Here is a 17,482-nt window from a genome sequence, read left to right on the forward strand (position 1 = left end):
CTCCCTACCCCTGGGTCGTCCGCAGGAAGCGGTCGAGGACACGAACACCGAAGTGCAGCGCATCCACGGGCACGCGTTCGTCGACGCCGTGGAAGAGGGCCTGGTAGTCGAAACCTTCGGGGAGCCTGAGCGGGGCGAAGCCGTAGCCGGTGATGCCGAGCCGGGAGAACTGCTTGGCGTCCGTGCCGCCCGACATGCAGTACGGCACCACATGCCCGTCCGGCGCGAACTCCTCGACGGCGGCGCGCATATGGGCATAGGTCGCCGAGTCCACCGGCGCCTGGAGGGCCACCTCGCGGTGGTGGAACTCCCACTCCACATCGGGGCCGGTCAGCCGGTCGAGGGTGGTACGGAACTCCTCCTCGCCGCCGGGCAGATAGCGGCCGTCCACATACGCGACGGCCTCCCCGGGAATCACGTTGATCTTGTAACCGGCGCTGAGCATGGTCGGGTTGGCGCTGTTGCGGACCGTGGGTTCGACGAGCGCGGCGGCGGGGCCGAGCTTGTCGAGCAGCCCGTCGACATCGTCAAGGTCCGCGTCGATGCCGTACAGCGCGGCGAGTTCGGTGAGTGCCGCGCGAACGGTCGGGGTGAGCCGCAGGGGCCATTCGTGTGCGCCGATCCGCGCGATCGCCCCGGCCAGCCGGGTCACCGCGTTGGCCCGGTTCACCTTGGAGCCGTGGCCCGCCCGGCCCCGCGCGGTGAGCTTGAGCCAGCCGGTGCCGCGCTCCCCCGCCGCGATCGGGTAGAGCTGCCGGCCGCCGCCGTCGTGGAAGGTGAACGCCCCGGACTCACCGATCCCCTCGGTGCAGCCCTCGAACAGCCCCGGATGATGGTCGGCGAGGAACCCGGAGCCGTCCTCGGCGCTGGCCTCCTCGTCGGCCGTGAACGCGATCACCAGGTCCCGCCGGGGCCGGACGCCGAGGCGCGCCCACAGGCGTACGACCGCGAGGATCATCGCGTCCATGTTCTTCATGTCGACCGCGCCGCGCCCCCAGACGACCCCGTCGCGGATCTCCCCGGAGAACGGGTGCACGCTCCAGTCCTCGGCCTGGGCCGGCACCACGTCGAGATGCCCGTGGACCAGCAGCGCGTCGGCGGAGGGATCGGTGCCTTCGATGCGGGCGACGACGTTCGTACGGCCCTTGGTGCGCTCCAGGAGCGTGGGTTCGAGGCCCGCCTCGGCCAGCCGTGCGGCGGCGTACTCGGCGGCGGGGCGTTCCTGGCAGTCGCCGCCGCCCCGGTTGGTGGTGTCGACACGGATGAGGTCGGAGGTGAACCGCACGACCTCGTCCAGGGCCTGCTCGTCCACCCTCTGCTCTTCCACCGTCCGACCTTCCGCCGTCTGATCTTCCGCCGTCTGATCTTCCACCACCCGCTGGTCAGCCATACTGCTCCTCCACCGCGGCCGAGACGATCGTGGTGACCGCCTTGAAGGTACGGATGCCCTCGTACATGGTGTCGCTGGTGTACAGCACCTTCCGCTCCCCGACGCGCCGCACACCCGGCACGACGGTGGCCGCCATCGACAGGTGCTCGGCGTCGAACTCCAGCGCCACGGTGAACGGGCCGCCCACCAGCGGTTCCTGACGTACCGCCAGGGCAGCCGCCGCCTTGGCCGCGGCCCGGATGTCGGCGGCGGTCCTGGCGGGCGTACGGCAGACCGCCGCGTAACGCGACACATGGTCCTTGACGGCGACCTTGAGTGCCTCGGGCGCGTAGCCGAGCGCGTCCTCGCAGGTCAGGTCGTCGCCGGTGACGAGCACGACGGGTACTCCGTACTCGGCTACGACATGGGAGTTGAGCAGTCCCTCGCTGGCGCGCACGTCGTTCACCCACACGCCGGTGAGGGAGTTGGCGAGGTAGGTGTGGGCGAGGACGCCCTCCGTACCGGCGCCCGTGTGGTAGCCGACGAACGCGATGCCGTCGATGTCGCCGTGCTGGACGCCCTCCACCATGGACAGCGTCTTGTGGCGCCCGGTGATCATCTCGGCCCGCTCGTCGAGCCGCTCCAGCAGCAGGTTCCGCATGGACCAGTGGGCCTCGTTGATCAGCACCTGGTCGGCGCCGCCGTCGAAGAAGCCGAGGACGGCGGCGTTGACGTCGGAGGTGAACATCGACCGGCACCGCTCCCACTGCGGTGTCCCCGGCAACACGTCGCCCGGCCAGGTCACCCCGGTGGCGCCCTCCATGTCGGCGCTGATGAGGATCTTCATGACACACCCTTCCGGCACAGGTCAGAGGCTGTCTCCATGTCGCGTCACGTTACTTCAGGGGTTCACGGCCACCGCGCCGAACTGCGGGAGAGGGACGGCGGAGGCGGGCTCGGCACGCCACTCGGAGCACGAGACGATGCCGGGGGCGACGAGCGAGGATGCCCGGCATCATGACCGCGACGGGCCGGCCGAGGTCGAGTCAGTCCTCGAAGACGGTGAGGACGACACCGTCGAGCTCGATGCGGCGCGGGGTACCGCCCTCGCCGCGCACCAGGGCATCCAGACAGCGCCGGAAGAGCGTCAGCTCCTGCTCGGTGAGGACGGCCGCGGCCAGATCGAGGAGTTCGGTGAGCGCGCCCTCGGTCAGTATGCCGGGCAGCTCCCCGGAGAGCAGGACGACGGACTCGCCCGAACTGCCCCGGACCACTGCGGTGGTGGGTCCTCCGTGCACGAACAGCACATCTCCCCCTGGGTGACACAGGGGTCGTGCGGCTCACGTGCCCCGAGCAGAATGAGAGACTAGCTGTGGATCTTGGGGGTTTCGGCCGTTCTGGATTCTTTTACCGGGAAGCCCGGGAAGCGGAACCGGAGCACTCGGACGGGCGTCTTCGCCGTACGGCCCTTGACCGGGCCAAAGCCCGCGGGGCGCCGCCGGCAGGGCGGCCGTACGGTCCGAACCGAGGTCAACGCCCCTTGACGAGGGCGTCCGGCGTCCGGCGGAGAGCCGTGGGACACCGGCGACGAGCGAGTCCACCCGCGCACCCGCTGCCGCACCGGCCCCCGTGGGCCGACTTCGGGTCGGCCGCGTAGACGCGGGCGCCGATGCCGCCGAGCAACGCGGGCACCACCGCCCTCCGCAGCCCTCCGCGCCACCGCGCGACACGGCACCCGCGACGGGCACCGCGCCCCGGCCGGGGGGGGCTAGCCGCGCCGCGCGTCGCGGCCCAGCAGGGACTCGACGAGCGCGGCGACATGGCGGCGGTCGTCGGCCGAGAGCTGCTGGACACTGGCGATCAGCAGGTCCACCTCGGGGTCGGGCGCCGCGCCGGACCCGGCGGCTGCGGACGTCGAGTCGGCCGCGTAGACATGGATGCCACAGGCCTCCGCGGCGGCCCGGCGCACCGTGTCCAACGACAGTCCAAGTCCCTTGGACAGCCCTTCGAGCGTGCTGGGCTGCGGCATCCGTACCACCCGCTCGGCCGTGGCCAGGTGGTGGACCGTCGAGCGCGGAATGCCGCCCCGCCGCGCCACCTCGCCGTAGGACCAGCCTTCGCGGTCGAGGCGATCTCTGATGATCTGCTGCAGTGCGTTGGCCACCGATGGTCACTTCCTGCTCGCCGCCGGGCGGAACTCTTCCAAGCGGGATCGATTCTACGGGGGGCTTCGCGACAGCCCCAGAAGTCTTTCCCCGAACCGCTTGCGCGGTGAGCTCCAGGGCTACTACTGTCCAATCTCGTTGGACAGCACGTCCGACCAGATTGGACAGAAGCTGGGGGGAACCTGCCCCTGTCCGATCGGAAATGCCCATCCCTGAGGGGGAATTGATCATGATGGACAACCGTGAACTCGACACCGAGACCGCCGAGCTGCTGCCGGGTCGCGAGGCCCTCGGTCGACTGAAGTTCAGCTTCGGCAAGACGGTCAACGTCACCAAGCACGTCGCCACCATCGACGCCTCGAACCAGTCGGCCGCCCTCAACGACCACTCCAGCTGGTCGGACGCCTCGTCCAGCGCCGCACAGGCCATCAACGTCCACCAGTAGTCGGCCCCGGAGGCCCGCCCGCCTCCGTGTCATCGGATGCCCGCCCGCGTCCGCGTCACCGGACACACCCGCGCATCCGCCTCTGTGCCACCACCACACCCGCATCAACGAACCACGTCCCGAAAGGACATCCCATGAGCATGGACATGAACGAGCTGCAGTCCGAGTCCGCCGAGCTGCTCCCCGGCCGTGAGGCCCTGGGCCGCCTGAAGTTCAGCTTCGGCAAGACGGTCAACGTCACCAAGCACGTCGCCAACATCGACGCCCACAACGAGTCGGCCGCCCTCAACGACCACTCCAGCTGGTCGGTGGCCGAGTCCAGCGCCAACCAGGCGATCAACGTCACGCAGTAACACCCGCCGCGCACAACGGCTGTTCGGCGGACCGCGCCCGGGGGCGGGCGCGGTCCGCCCTTGGGGGGGAAGGACCAGAAATGACGGCACTGGGGGACGGGCCCGCGTTGCTGTACGACACCGGGTCCCCGGTGCCGGGGCCGGGGGGAATCCCGGTCACCTACGAGCAGTTCGCCACCGGGAGCGTGCCGGTCGTCGGCGCCGGCGCCGGCGCCGAGGTACTGCCGGTGCCTCGGCTCAGCTCCGGGCTCAAACTGCACGGGGAGTACCAGGGATCGGGCTTCACCGAGCCCAAGTACATCGCGCGCCGCGGGGACGGCCAGGTCGTGCAGCTGTCACGGCTGCTGTACCTGGTCGCCTCCGCGATCGACGGTGTGAACGACATCGAGACCATCTCGCACCGGGTGAGCGCCCGCTACGGCCGTGAACTGAGCGCCGACAACGTGCGCTACCTGGTCGAGGAGAAACTCGACCCGCTCGGCGTCACCGTGCCGGAGGGCAAGGAGGAGGACGAGGTCTCCGCGCCGCGCTCCGATCTGCTCCTCGCCCTCAAGGGGCACCGGATCATCTTCAACGAGCGCAGGTCGGGCCGGATCGCCCGCTCGCTGGCCTGGCTGCACCGCCCCACGGTGGTCGTGCTGATGCTCTCGGCGGCCGTGGCCATGGACGTCTGGCTGTTCGGCTTCTTCGGCGCGGTGGAACCCGTGCTGCAGGTCCTCGACCAGCCGGTGCTGATGCTCGTCGTGTTCGCGCTGACCGTGGCCTCGCTCGTCTTCCACGAGTTCGGCCACGCCTCGGCCTGCAGATACGGGGGTGCCCGGCCGGGGTGCATCGGCTGCGGGCTCTTCCTCATCTGGCCGTCCATGTACACCGACGTGACGGACATCTACCGGATCGGCCGGGCCGGACGGCTCCGCACCGATCTGGGCGGGGTGTACTTCAACGTCGTCTTCATGCTCGCGATGGCGGGCGCCTACTTCGCCACCGGGCAGCAGTTCTTCCTGGCCGCGGTCTATCTCGGACACTTCGAGATCCTGGAGCAGCTGATGCCGGCCGTACGGCTGGACGGCTACTACATCCTCGGCGACCTGGCCGGGGTCCCGGACCTCTACGGCAAGATCAAACCGATCCTGCTGAGCACGGTGCCGGGCCGGCGCGGCAAGGCGGCCCGCGCCGAGGTCGTCGGCCTCAAGAAGTCGTCCCGCACCATCATCACCACCTGGGTGCTGACCATGGTGCCGCTGCTGGTGGGCGAGCTCGGGTACGCGCTGTGGAACCTGCCGCGGATCGTCGCGACGATGGTCCGCTCGCTCACCGACCAGATCACCGGCACCGGCGACGCCTTCGCCGACGGTCAGATCGCCGCGGCCCTGATGGGCGTGGTCGGCTGCTTCATGCTGCTGTGCCCGATGGTGGGCGTGATCTATCTGTCGGTCAAACTGGGTGGCCGGCTCTTCCGCGCCGCCACCCGGTCGACGGCCGACAAGCCCCGGCTGCGGGTGGCCCTGTGCGCGCTGGCGCTGCTGGGCCTCGGCTCGCTGAGCTATGCGTGGGTGTCCGGTGTGACGCCCGAGCCGCTGCCGAAACGGCCGCCGATCGCACCGATCCTCCAGCCCGGCGTGTCCACGGCCGAGCCGCCCGCCCGGCCCGCCACCGCACCCCGGCCGCACACGTCCCCGTCCGACACCTCGGCGCCCCAGCCGTCCGACGTCGCGTCCCCCGGCTCCTCGGCCACCGCGGCGCCGAGCGCGTCGGCCTCGCCCAGCGCGGACGCCACGGCCTCCGCATCACCCGGCGCCGATCCGTCCAAGAAGCCGACCACGCCCGTCGGCGGTCCCAGCGCGACGGGTTCCGCCTCGGTCGGCCCGCCCGCCGGTCCGTCCGACGCGCCCGGTCCCTCGCCGTCCGTCTCGACGTCCGCGCCGGCGCCCTCGACGGATCCGCCGGCCCCGACGGACACCGTCAGCGCGACCGGCGCACCGAGCCCGGCCACCCCGTGACCGCCCTCGGCGATCACCGCACCACCGTGGCCGTCGTCCCGCCGAACCATCACCGCAGGAGACCCATGTGAGTACCCATGTGAACACGCATCGAAAGCCCCGCCCCGGCGGCCGGTTGCTCAGCCAACGGGCCGTACGCATAGGACTGTTCGCGGCCGGCGCGGCCGGTATCGCCGCGGCCGTCCCGGCCCAGGCCGCCACGGCCGCGGCGGGCGCCGTGACACGCAACGCCGCCGTCGCGGAGGACCACACCTTCAGTCACGCCGACCGGGCGCATCCGACCCAGGTCAAGGACTCCTTCAGTGTGCGTCAGCTCGGCACGGTGAAAGCAGTCGGCGTACGCAACCAGGCCAACGCCGTCTCCGTCGGCTGCTCGGTGGACGCGCACTGCCGCTCGGTCGCGCTGTCCTTCCAGATCGTCACCGTAGCGGGCGAACACACCCGGCTGAACGCGGTGAACCTCAGCGACGCGGCCAACAACCACTGCGACGGCTGCCAGACCCTCGCCGGTGCCTACCAGTTCGTCGTCTCCACCGCCCGTCCGTTCGCCCTGGACGACACCGCGCGGAGCAAGCTCGCGGACATCCACCGCAGGCTGGACGACCTGTCCCGGTCCGGGATCCCGGCCACCGACCTCAGGACGAAGGTCGACTCGCTGGCCGCCGAGGTCACCGGCGTCCTGCACGACGCCGTGGCGAACGCGCCCAAGACCCCGGACCAGCCCGCCGTCGCGGTCCACCGCCATCTGGACGGCTGGCCCGGCCGCTGACCGAACGACCACCATGAAGGGGTACGGCGTCACCGAATCGGCCGGTGACGCCGTACCCGTGTCTCCGCAGTCAGCCGGCCGTACGCCCGGCCACCAGCCACTTCGACGGCAGCTCGATCCGCGCGCCGTCGGCTGTGCGCTCGGTGGTGACGAGCGGGAGTTCACCGCTCGCGAGAACGGTCAGGCCGGCGGCTCCGAGGTAGTCGGGGACCGCGTCGTCGGACACCTCACCGGGGGCGATGCCGTGCCGGAAGACCGGTGCCAGCTTGGGCGGCGGGCCGTCGGAGCTCTGGGCCAGGCCCATCAGGACGGGCCGGGCGGCCTCCGAGAGTTCGACGAGGAAGGCCCGGCCACGCTCCCCCACCAGGGTGGCGAGACTGTCCACCAGCGGCTGGCGGTCGCCCGGTTCGCACTGGTGGAGCACACCCCGCATATAGACGTTGGCGTCCCCGAGCTCCGCGTGCAGGGTCTGGGCCTCGGTCTTCTCGGCCGCGTCGATCATCCGGTACGTCGCCTGGCCGGCCGGGTCGGCGAGACGGGCGTGTGCGAGCGCGGCGGCCGAGAGGTCGGCGCCGACGACATGCGGGAAGCGGTCGGCCAGGAAGCGGGTCTGGGTGCCGTTGCCGCAGCCCAGGTCCACCACGGGCAGGTCGTGCGCCGTCACATACGGCTCGAAGAGGGCGAGATGGATGCCCGCGGTCAGTGCGGGGTCCGCGTCCCAGAAGACGGCTCCCTGTTCCTCGGGGGCCTCGCTCCAGAAGCCCTCCCAGGCCTCCCTGTACCGACTCGTCACGCTCATGCCCGCTCCCCAGGTCGCCACCGCAGCCCGCCGAGGATGACGGGCGAGATCGGTCTATCGCGCCCGGCGTGCAGCGACAAGCGTGCGGCGCGTTCCCACAGAGACTCTTTCGAACCGTGTACGCCGACACGCGCCCCGTGCGCCCCCGGAAACCCGGCAGCCTGACGGTGTGTCGGCCGGCGCGGAGACCTGGCGCCGTGTCAGCGCCTCGGCAGCGTCAGCTCGAACCACACGGTCTTGCCGGCGCCTGTGCGGCTCGTGCCCCATTCGCGGGCCAGCGTGCTGACCACGCGCAGACCGCGGCCGAACTCGTCGCCGGGGCCGGCGCTGAGCAGCGTGGGCAGGTTGTGGTCGTCGTCGGCCACCTCGCACATCAGGGTGTCGCCGCGTACGAGTCGCAGCTCGATCTGCCGGCTGTGCGCGTGCCGTACGGCATTGGTCACCAGCTCGCTGACCATCGACTCGGCGGGGTCGGCCAGCCGGGCCAGGCCCCAGTCGTGGAGCTGTTCGCGGACCACGGCGCGGGCCCGGCCCACCTCGACGGGGTCGAGCGAGAGCCGCCATTCGGCGACGTCCTCGGGTGCGATGCCGTTGAGCCGTGCCATCAGCAGGGCCACGTCGTCCTTGCGGCCGCCGCGGGTGTTGAGCGCGCGGATGATCGTGTCGCAGGCGTCGTCCATGGACGCGGCCGGGTGGGCGGCGGACTCGCAGAGGGTGGCGAGGCCGACACCGATGTCCTCGCCGCGCACCTCGACCAGGCCGTCGGTGCACATCACCAGCCGGTCGCCGGGTTCCACGCGCACGCGTATCGTCTCGAAGGGGACGCCGCCGACGCCGATGGGCGCACCGGTCGGCAGGTCGAGCAGATCGCTGCGGCCGTCCTCGGCGCGGACCAGGACGGGCGGGATATGACCCGCGTTGGCGAGGTGCAGTTCGCCGACGATGGGGTCGTAGACCGCGTACAGGCAGGTCGCGAGGTAGTGCTCGCCGAGCCGCTGGGCCAGGTCGTCGAGGTTGCGCAGCAGTTGGGCGGGCGGCAGGTCGAGCGCGGCCATCGTCTGCACCGCCGTACGCAACTGCCCCATCATCGCGGCCGAGTTGAGGCCGTGCCCCATGACGTCGCCGACGACGAGGGCGGTGCGGGACCCGGGCAGCTTCACCGAGTCGAACCAGTCGCCGCCGACGCGTCCCAGCAGGGTGCCGGGCAGATAGCGGGTCGCGATGTCGCAGCCGGCCATGCGGGGCGCTATGTGCGGCAGCATGCTGTCCTGGAGGGTCTCGGCGACGCTCTCCTGGTAGGTGTACATGCGCGCGTTGTCGAGGACGAGGCCCGCGCGGGCGGCGAGTTCGGCGCCGGTGACCCGGTCCATGTCGTTGAACTCGACGCGCTCCGGGTGGCGCAGCAGGATCATGAACCCGAGGACCACATTGCGGGCCTTCAGGGGCACCACCAGCATGGAGCGGTGGGTGATCAGCGGCCTGATGTCGCGCTTCTCGAACTGCGCGGCGATCATGTGCCCCATCTGCTCGCTGATGCGCGGCACCAGGACGGGCTGACCGCTGGTCATGCACTGGAAGAACGGGGTGTGCGCGGGGAACGGCATGGCCTCGCCGACCGGTACGACGTCGTCCCAGCGCCCCGGCTCGTCCGTGTGCTCGATGGCGACGCGGTGCCACATGGTGGTCGTGTCGGGCACACCGTCGGGGAAGCCCTCACCGGCGACGACCTGTTCGCGCAGATAGGTGCCGGCCACGTCCGTGAAGCGCGGCACCACGGCCCGGCTGACCTCCAGGATGGTCTGTGCGAGGTCGAGGGAGGTGCCGATGCGTCCGCTGACCTCGTTGAGGAACTCCAGACGCTCGCGGACGGCGACGTATTCGAGATCCTCGCTGTCCTCGCCCTCCTCGCCCTGGAACTGCTGCGGCAGGGGCTCGCCGGAGGCCACGGCGCGGGCCGCCCGCTCGCGGCGCGCCTTGCGCTCGGCGCGCCGGGGCACGCCCCAGTCGGGGGTGACCGGCACCCGGTCGTTCTGGCTGAACTCCAGGATGGGATAGCCCAGTTCGAGGACCTGCGCGACGATGCGGGCGCCCTCGCCCACACTCATGCTGGGGAGGATCTCGGGCAGTCTGCGGGCCAGTTCCTCGGCACCGGGGAAGTCGGTGTGCAGCGCGAAGCCGGGGGCGATGCGCTCGACGGCCACCTCGTCGTCGTGGCGCATCGCGTCCGCGTCGGCGGCGAGCACGAGCAGCCGCTCGTGTCCGGGCCCGACCAGTGGGTACGCCCACCACAGGACGTCGATGCGGTCGCGATCCCGGTCGGGCACCGTGAGCCGGGCGCGCCCGGCGGCCGGGTAGGAGAGCCGTCCGTCGAGGGAGGACTCCAGGTCGGGGCCGAGCCCGTCGTACGCCGCGTACGCCCCGTAGGGCGCCTCCTCGTCCGGCTCGGGGAGCGCGCCGGAGACCGGGAGCAGGTCGACGGCGGGGCGGCCCACCGCGCCTTCCTTGGGCACGCCGAACAGTCGACGGGCGCCGGTGCTCCAGTGCGACACCAGGCCGTCGCGGTCGACGATCACCACGGCCAGCGGGATCCGCCCGGCGTCGGTGTGCGCCGTCGCGCCGTTCTCAGCTCCGTGGCTGAGCGGTGCGCCCACTTCGATGCCACGGTCCATCCCCCAGGCCCTTTCTCCCCACGGCTCCGCAAGATCTGTGCCGCCTCCACTACCGTACGGCTGCGGTCGGTCGCGATGTGTGGCAATACGGGAATTGACCTCACCCGGGCGGCTCCGGCGCACGTCCCGTCCCGGCAGAGGCTCTCGCCACAGGCTTCGGCGGCGGGCGGCCGATCTCCGCCGGTCCAGGTCGATCCCGGCCGGCCGACGTCGGTCCACACCGATCCACGTCGATCCACGTCGATCCACGTCGATCCACGTCGATCCGGGGCTGACGCGGTCAGTCCTCGTGGCTCAGCTGCAGATCCCGCTCCGTACGTCCGCCACCGGCCATGTGCAGCACCGTGGCGACCGGCGGATAGCCCGCCGCGATGACGGTGTACTCGCCGGAGGACAGGTCGACGAACCGGAATGTTCCGTCCAGGCCGGTGGTGAGCGTGTCCACCACGTTGCCCGCGGCGTCCAGGAGCGTCACGCGCGCGTCCTCCACCGGCCGTCCGCCGCCGGCCCGCACGGTGCCGCGCAGCACGGCGCCGCCCGCGAGTTCGACGTCCTGGCGGGTCTCGCGGGCGGCCTGCACGCTGACGGGGAGGGCGGCCGGGCGGAAGGCGGGCGCGCTGGCGGCGAGGGTGTACTCGCCCGCCACCAGCTCCGTGATGACATAGCCCCCTTCGCGACCGCTGCGGGTGGTGGCCACGACTTCCCCGTGCACGTTGGTGAGGGTGACGGTGGCGTCGCGCACGGGGGTGCCGTCCGCGGTCAGCACGCTCCCGGCGAGGCGTCCGGCGCCGCCGAGGACGACGTCCAGTTCCACGGGGCGCTCGCCGACGGTCACCGAGACGGCCTGCGGCTGATGGCCGCCGGCCGCGGCGATCAGGACGTACGACCCCGATCCGGGCGTGGACAGCGCGTACCGCCCGTCCTCACCGCTGGCGCCCCGCCCGATCTGCTGTCCCGCGACGTCGATGAGGGTGAGCGCAGCACGCGGCACGACGGTCCCGTCGGGGTGCTGCACGGTGCCGCAGACGGGGATCCCGGCGGCGTACCCCGAACGGGCCTGCGGGATCGGGGTGTTCACCTGTGCGGTCTCCGGGCCGGCGGTGGGAGCGTTGTGGGACACCAGCGGTTTCTCCTTGAGGAAGCAGGCGATCAGTAGGCCTAGGGCGAGCACCGGTACGAGGTAGAGGAAGATCCGCGGCATGGCGTCCGCGTAGGCGCCGATGTAGTCGTCGCGCAGGGGGGCGGGCAGCGTGTGGACGAGCTGCGGGGTGAGGGACTCGGGGTCCGGCAGGCCGGCGCCCGCGCGCGCGGGCAGGCGGTCGGTGAGCTCGTCCGAGAGCCGGTGGGCGAACAGCGTGCCGAAGACGGCGGCGCCGACGCTGCCGCCGATCTGCCGGAAGTAGTTGTTGGCACTGGTCGCGGTGCCGAGATCGGCGGGAGGCACGGAGTTCTGCACGGCGAGGACCAGGACGGGCATCACCATGCCGATGCCTGCGCCGAGGACGGCCATCCAGACGCTGTACTGCAGGCGGGGCGTGTCCGCTTCGAGGCGGGACAGCAGCCACATGCCGAGGACCGAGAGGGCGCTGCCCAGGACCGGGTGGACCTTGTAGCGGCCCGTGCGGCTGATGAGCTGTCCGCAGACGACCGAGGCGCCGACGATCCCGGCCATCATCGGCAGCATGAGGAGTCCGGACTCGGTGGCGCTGGCGCCGTCGACCATCTGCAGGAAGGTCGGCAGATAGCTGGCCGCTCCGAACAGGGCGACACCGATGACGAGACCCACCAGGGCGGTGATGTTGAAGACGCCGTCCTTGAACAGCCGCAAGGGGATGAGGGGTTCGGCGGCGAAGCGCTCGGCGACGAGGAAGAGGGCGGTCGCGACGAGCGCGCCCGCGCCGAGACCCAGGATCGTCCGTGAGTCCCAGGCGTACTCGGTGCCGCCCCAACTGGTCAGCAGGACCAGGCAGGTCGACGCGGCGGCGAGCAGCAGCACACCGAGCACGTCGACGCGCCCCCGTGCGGTGGGCCTGGGCAGCTTCAGTACGACGGTGACGACGGCCAGGGTGACCAGGCCGAAGGGCACGTTGATGTAGAAGCACCACCTCCAGGAGAGGTGGTCGGTGAAATAGCCCCCCAGGAGGGGCCCGGCGACCGAGGCGAGACCGAACCCCGCGCCGATCACGCCCAGGAAGCGGCCGCGTGCACGGGGCGGCACGATGTCCGCGATGATCGCCTGCACGCCGATCATGAGGCCGCCCGCGCCGACGCCCTGGATCGCCCGGAAGGCGATCAACTGGTCCATGGTCTGCGCCCGTCCGGCGAGCGCCGAGCCGACCACGAAGACGACGATGGCGAACTGGAAGACGCCTTTGCGGCCGTAGAGGTCGCCGAGTTTGCCGTAGACCGGGAGGCCGACGGTGGAGGTGAGCAGATAGGCGGTGATCGCCCAGGACATCCGGTCCAGGCCGTGCAGCTCACCGACGATCTTCGGGAGCGCGGTGGCCACGATCATCTGCTCCAGGGCGGCGAGCAGCAGGGCGAGCATGAGCCCGAAGAAGACCCAGCGCACCTGGCGTGGGCTCGGCGCGGCGCCGCCGGGTGCCGTCGGAGGGGTGTGCTGCGGGGGTGCGGCAGCCGGTTCGTCCTGCACCAGAGTGATCCCGCCCACGTACCGCTCCCCTCGTCGCGCCCACCGCACAATTCCCGCTTATCGCGACAACTGCGAGCAAGCGCGACGAGTTACGGCGTACCGCCGCGTCACGAGGAGATCCACTCGAACCGGTGAGGGAGACAACGCGCCCTGGGGAGTTGCCTCTTGGGGCGTTCCCGGGCGCCCGGGGGCCTGCGCTACTTCTCCGTCTCGGTGGCGAGCTTGTCGAGCACCAGGTCGTAGATCCTGCCGAGGCCCTTGGGCGCGAAGGTCTTCTCGAAGAAGCCGCCGATGCCGCCCGCACCGTTCCAGACGGAGGTGATGACGACGCGGGACTTGCCCTCGCCGGCCGGGGTGACCCGCCAGGTGGTGACCATGGAGGAGTTGCGGTCCTTCTCGACGAGCTCGCCGTCGGTGGGCTCGGTGACCTCCAGCAGACAGTCACGGACGCGCTTGCTGGTGGCCTGGAGCTTCCAGTGGACGAGGGTGCCCTCGCCGTCGCCCCCCTCGCGCACCTCGTACTCGCTGAAGTGCTCGGGCAGCAGCTTCGCGCGCGTGCCGCTGTAGTCGGCCAGGGCGTCGAACACCGCCTCCGCGTCCGCCGCGATGACCCGCTCCGTCGTGGCCTCGACCTGCGCCATTGCACTTCCTCCAGCACTCGGTGTCTCGGGGTGTGCGGCCAGCCAACCACCAGGCGGCCCGAGCCCCCAAATCGAGACCCCCGCGGGGGCCGGGAAGGAGCCCCGTCAAGGCGTGGAAGGGGTGCTCCGAAGTGCACGGAAAACCGGATCGCACGATCAAGGGAACATGTGTTCTATTCTGTGGCCAGTGCTATCGAGGAGGCGTCATGCGCTGGGACAACCTCACAGCGGACCCCACCGGGGACCCCACCCGGGACCGCGCCCGGGACGCCGCGCTGTTCGGCGCGGACGCGGTGACCACCCGTACGTTCGACACCCCTGAGTTCCGTGGCATCACGTTCCACGAGATCCGGGCACGCTCGATCGTGAACCGGGTGCCGGGGGCCTCCCGCATCCCCTTCGAGTGGACGGTGAACCCCTATCGGGGGTGCACACACGCGTGTTTGTACTGCACTGCCTGACCCTATTGAGCCCAGGAGGGCCGATGCTCAGCACTCCGAACGCGGACAAGGCCTGGAAAGGCATGACGAGGTCGTTCCCGACCCCGGAGGCGCCAGGCCAGTGCGCAGCCCCCAGCAAGGCGGAGAGGACGGCTTACGCCGTGCTGCTGCACGGACCGGCCGCGCGCTCAGGCGGCGCCGACGCGAGTCAGTGGCTGCTGCTGCGCGACCGCACAGCGAAGCGCCCGTAACCGACGCACCAGCAGCAGCCACACTTCAGGGATGCTTCTCGGAAGTTGCGCCTGAGCTGCTCCTCTGACGGAGTATCAATCGGGTAGGAGGGCCGGGCGACGCAGCCCTCCTACCCGATTGGTACGTCGGTGTCTCGTCATGGGCATCCCCGGGTTCCGGTGGCGTCCCTGAGGAGACTCTTGTCGCCACCGGTCGGACGCGACAACGACGCTGACCGCCCAAGCCCCCAGCAAGACACCAACGAGACCCGTCAATGCACCAGCCGGGACACGCATCGGCCTCCACCAAGACCCTTGACGGCCTCACACGAGTACGCCCAGTGCCCGACGCTGAACAGAGGCGCGGGAGCGGTCAGCCGGTTCGCCACCACTACCTCGATCACCCGGCGGGTGGGTGGTTCGCACGACAACGGTGCTGACGTTCTCGGGCGTCTCCCGGACGGGCGGACCATGGTCGTCCAATGCAAACGGTACGCACCGAGCAGCACCATCGCGAGTCGGGAGTTGCGCGATCTGCTGGGAGCCAAGGTGCACTTCCGGGCCGATGTGGCCGTGTTCGTGACGACCACGCGCTTCAGTCGTCCCTCGGAGAAGTTCGCGGTGGGGCACGAAATCCTCGCCGTACACCGGGATCACCTCGGACTGTGGAACAAAGGTACTTCCCTCTTGTCGCTGAGCGGCGTGAACGGCCACGGCCAGGGAGATTCCCGCCACCGGGCACACTGGAAGCAGTCGTACGCCAAGTAACCGACAGGGCAGAGTCTCCAACAGCCCTGAGATCAGCTACCGTTGCCATCCTACAGCCTCCAAGCCAGGTAGCGCACGGTCTTTGAACCGTTCCGGGACCCTGTTGCCTATTGGCAGTTGAAGGCTGACAGCGGCTTGGTGGTGCTGGCAGGGTTGGTGGTGCGGTCGGTTCTTTCCTGGTCCCCGGTCGTGGGGTGGGATGGGCGTGTCGATGGAGCCGCGGTCGTGGCCGGAGCCGGATCCCGTGGTGGCGCGGGCGGTACGGGCGAAGAACTACGGGCGGCAGGTGCCGTTGCCGGTGGCGGTGCGCGACCGGCTGGGGGAACTGTTCCCGGACGAGGAGTTCGCGGAGGCTTTTGGCGCGACAGGGCGGCGGGCTGGTCCCCGGGTCGGCTCGCGTTGGTGACGGTGTTCCAGATGGCGGAGAACTTGACGGACCGCCAAGCCGCTGAGGCGGTGCGTGACCGGCTTTCGTGGGCCTACGCGCTCGGGTTGGAGCTGACCGACACCGGCTTCGACTTCACCGTGCTGTCCCAGTTCCGTACCCGGGTGGTCGAGCACCATCTGGAGGAGAAGGTCCTGGACCTGCTGCTGGCCAGGCTGACGGAGCAGGGTCTGGCCGGTGCCGGGGGCAAGCAGCGCACCGACTCCACCCATATCGTCTCCGCGGTGCGGGACCTGAACCGCCTGGAGCTGGCAGGGGAGAGCGTGCGGGCGGCGGTGGAGGCGTTGACGGTGGCCGCGCCGCACTGGGTCGCCGGCGTGCTGGACGTGCCCGGCTGGTCGCGCCGCTACGACACCCGGATCGACACCTGGCGCATGCCTTCCTCCGCCACCAAGCGCGACCAGCTCGCGCTGACCTACGCCCGCGACGGCTTCGCCCTGCTCAGCGCCGTCTACGATCCACGCTCCGAACCCTGGCTGCGAGAGCTGCCCGCGGTGCAGACCCTGCGCACCGTGCTGCTGCAGAACTACACCCGCACCACCGCACGGGGCGGGCGCGAGGTCGTGGCCCGGCGCACCAGGACCGAGGAGGGTGGTGACGGGCTTCCGCCCGGCCATCTGCGCATCGCTTCCCCCTACGACCTCGACACCCGCTGGTCCGCCAAGCGCGACACGTTCTGGAACGGGTTCAAGCTGCACGTGAGCGAGAGCTGCACGGGCGCGCCTGAAAAGGAGCGCACCGCCCCGAACCTGATCACGAACGTGGCCACCACCGCCTCCACCGTCCCCGACACCAAGGCCCTGGACGGCATCCACCAGCAATTGCAGCGCCGCGGCCTGCTCCCGGGCGAGCACTACCTCGACTCCGGCTACCCCAGCGCCGACCTGATCGTGAAGTCCCGCCAGACCTACGGCATCGCACTGATCACCCCGGTTCTGCTCGACCAGTCCCGCCAGGCCCGCGAGAACGCCGGCTTCCAGGCCGACGCATTCACCATCGACTGGAAGTACCAGCAGGTCACCTGCCCCCAGGGGCAGACCAGCTCTTCCTGGAGCCCGTGCACCCAGCACGGCTATCCGATGATCGTGGTCGCTTTCACCAAACCGGCCTGCGGCCCCTGCCCGGTCCGCGAGTTGTGCACCACCAGCCGCCGGGGCTTCCGCCAGCTCACCTTGAACCCGCGCCCGCTGACCGAAGCCCTGCGTACCGCCCGCGCCGAGCAGGCCGACCGGCACTGGCAGGACGCATACGCCCTACGCTCCGGCGTCGAGGGCACCATCCGACAGGCCCTCGCCGTCACCGACAGCCGCCGGGCCCGCTACCGCGGCCTGGCCAAGACCCACCTCGAACACGTCCACAGCGCCGTCGCCCTCAACCTCATCCGCCTGAACGCCTGGTGGAACGGCAAACCACTCGACCGCCGCCACACCAGCCACCTCGCCCGACTCGAACTCAGCCTCGCCGCGTAGCCGAATGGGCAACAGGGTCGATCTCCTGGTCAAAGCACTGCGATTACTCCAGGAGGACCTCCTGGAACGACTCCTGCCCGTCAGGCGACTCCGCAGCCAGCCCCGTGTCGTCAAACGCAAGATGTCCAACTACCGGCTCAAACGGCCCGAACACCACGCCTGGCCCCAGCCCACCCGCACCGGCGCCCAAGCCATCCTCATCAAACGACCCCAACCGACAGACCCGTAACGCAACAGCATTGTCTCTAGGCCGTGTCCGGCGGATCA

Annotated in this window: 17 protein-coding genes and 1 pseudogene; 10 read left to right on the forward strand and 8 right to left on the reverse strand. The window is 70.7% G+C overall.

The genetic code is table 11. The features are described 5' to 3' along the window. Nucleotides 1–4: 4 nt before the first annotated feature. The 4 genes from RV986_RS10045 to RV986_RS10060 all read right to left on the reverse strand — a co-directional run bounded on the left by RV986_RS10045 (nucleotide 5) and on the right by RV986_RS10060 (nucleotide 3,533). Entirely contained in the window at nucleotides 5–1,327 is a 1,323-nt protein-coding gene (locus RV986_RS10045) for a M20/M25/M40 family metallo-hydrolase (protein ID WP_475917066.1), read from the reverse strand. Between the two features lie 55 nt (nucleotides 1,328–1,382). Next, nucleotides 1,383–2,216: a M55 family metallopeptidase gene (locus RV986_RS10050; protein WP_475917067.1), complete on the reverse strand. Its 834-nt coding sequence runs from the start codon at nucleotides 2,214–2,216 to the stop codon at nucleotides 1,383–1,385. Between the two features lie 199 nt (nucleotides 2,217–2,415). Further along, a complete protein-coding gene (locus RV986_RS10055; protein WP_475917068.1) occupies nucleotides 2,416–2,667 on the reverse strand; it encodes a hypothetical protein in 252 nt (83 codons plus the stop codon). A 470-nt stretch (nucleotides 2,668–3,137) separates the two neighbouring features. Further along, nucleotides 3,138–3,533, reverse strand: a complete 396-nt coding sequence (locus RV986_RS10060; protein WP_475917069.1) for a helix-turn-helix domain-containing protein — start codon at nucleotides 3,531–3,533, stop codon at nucleotides 3,138–3,140. Between the two features lie 230 nt (nucleotides 3,534–3,763). Here RV986_RS10060 and RV986_RS10065 point away from each other — a divergent pair, with 230 nt between their 5' ends. The 4 genes from RV986_RS10065 to RV986_RS10080 all read left to right on the forward strand — a co-directional run bounded on the left by RV986_RS10065 (nucleotide 3,764) and on the right by RV986_RS10080 (nucleotide 7,101). After that, complete coding sequence (locus RV986_RS10065; protein WP_475917070.1) at nucleotides 3,764–3,979, forward strand: hypothetical protein; 216 nt, start codon at nucleotides 3,764–3,766, stop codon at nucleotides 3,977–3,979. Between the two features lie 134 nt (nucleotides 3,980–4,113). After that, nucleotides 4,114–4,332: a hypothetical protein gene (locus tag RV986_RS10070; protein WP_475917071.1), complete on the forward strand. Its 219-nt coding sequence runs from the start codon at nucleotides 4,114–4,116 to the stop codon at nucleotides 4,330–4,332. Between the two features lie 80 nt (nucleotides 4,333–4,412). Next, complete coding sequence (locus RV986_RS10075) at nucleotides 4,413–6,332, forward strand: zinc metalloprotease (protein ID WP_475917072.1); 1,920 nt, start codon at nucleotides 4,413–4,415, stop codon at nucleotides 6,330–6,332. Between the two features lie 67 nt (nucleotides 6,333–6,399). After that, nucleotides 6,400–7,101: a hypothetical protein gene (locus RV986_RS10080; protein WP_475917073.1), complete on the forward strand. Its 702-nt coding sequence runs from the start codon at nucleotides 6,400–6,402 to the stop codon at nucleotides 7,099–7,101. Between the two features lie 70 nt (nucleotides 7,102–7,171). Here RV986_RS10080 and RV986_RS10085 read toward each other — a convergent pair whose 3' ends face one another. The 4 genes from RV986_RS10085 to RV986_RS10100 form a co-directional block, all read right to left on the reverse strand. Next, on the reverse strand, nucleotides 7,172–7,900 hold the full coding sequence (locus RV986_RS10085) for a methyltransferase domain-containing protein (RefSeq protein WP_475917074.1): 729 nt from the start codon (nucleotides 7,898–7,900) through the stop codon (nucleotides 7,172–7,174). Between the two features lie 200 nt (nucleotides 7,901–8,100). Further along, complete coding sequence (locus RV986_RS10090; RefSeq protein WP_475917075.1) at nucleotides 8,101–10,569, reverse strand: ATP-binding SpoIIE family protein phosphatase; 2,469 nt, start codon at nucleotides 10,567–10,569, stop codon at nucleotides 8,101–8,103. A 280-nt stretch (nucleotides 10,570–10,849) separates the two neighbouring features. Beyond that, a complete protein-coding gene (locus RV986_RS10095) occupies nucleotides 10,850–13,240 on the reverse strand; it encodes an MFS transporter (RefSeq protein WP_475917076.1) in 2,391 nt (796 codons plus the stop codon). A 179-nt stretch (nucleotides 13,241–13,419) separates the two neighbouring features. Continuing rightward, nucleotides 13,420–13,863 (reverse strand): SRPBCC family protein, encoded by a 444-nt coding sequence (locus RV986_RS10100; RefSeq protein ID WP_475917077.1) that lies wholly within the window; start codon nucleotides 13,861–13,863, stop codon nucleotides 13,420–13,422. 206 nt (nucleotides 13,864–14,069) lie between these two features. Between RV986_RS10100 and RV986_RS10105 the strand changes: the two are divergent. The 6 genes and pseudogenes from RV986_RS10105 to RV986_RS10130 form a co-directional block, all read left to right on the forward strand. Next, nucleotides 14,070–14,321 (forward strand): annotated as a pseudogene (locus RV986_RS10105) (Rv2578c family radical SAM protein); the annotation flags it as partial. 26 nt (nucleotides 14,322–14,347) lie between these two features. Then, nucleotides 14,348–14,554 carry a hypothetical protein gene (locus RV986_RS10110; RefSeq protein ID WP_475917078.1) on the forward strand — a complete coding sequence of 69 codons (207 nt, stop codon included), beginning with the start codon at nucleotides 14,348–14,350 and terminating at the stop codon, nucleotides 14,552–14,554. A 294-nt stretch (nucleotides 14,555–14,848) separates the two neighbouring features. Beyond that, nucleotides 14,849–15,301, forward strand: coding sequence for a restriction endonuclease (locus tag RV986_RS10115; protein ID WP_475917079.1), 453 nt, complete (start codon nucleotides 14,849–14,851; stop codon nucleotides 15,299–15,301). Nucleotides 15,302–15,506: 205 nt separating this feature from the next. Beyond that, nucleotides 15,507–15,707: a hypothetical protein gene (locus tag RV986_RS10120; RefSeq protein WP_475917080.1), complete on the forward strand. Its 201-nt coding sequence runs from the start codon at nucleotides 15,507–15,509 to the stop codon at nucleotides 15,705–15,707. Nucleotides 15,708–15,718: 11 nt separating this feature from the next. After that, nucleotides 15,719–17,215 carry a transposase gene (locus RV986_RS10125; RefSeq protein WP_475917081.1) on the forward strand — a complete coding sequence of 499 codons (1,497 nt, stop codon included), beginning with the start codon at nucleotides 15,719–15,721 and terminating at the stop codon, nucleotides 17,213–17,215. A gap of 4 nt (nucleotides 17,216–17,219) precedes the next feature. After that, nucleotides 17,220–17,444, forward strand: a complete 225-nt coding sequence (locus RV986_RS10130; protein ID WP_475917082.1) for a hypothetical protein — start codon at nucleotides 17,220–17,222, stop codon at nucleotides 17,442–17,444. Nucleotides 17,445–17,482 lie beyond the last annotated feature (38 nt).

The sequence above is a fragment of the Streptomyces sp. RLA012 genome (assembly GCF_056270325.1).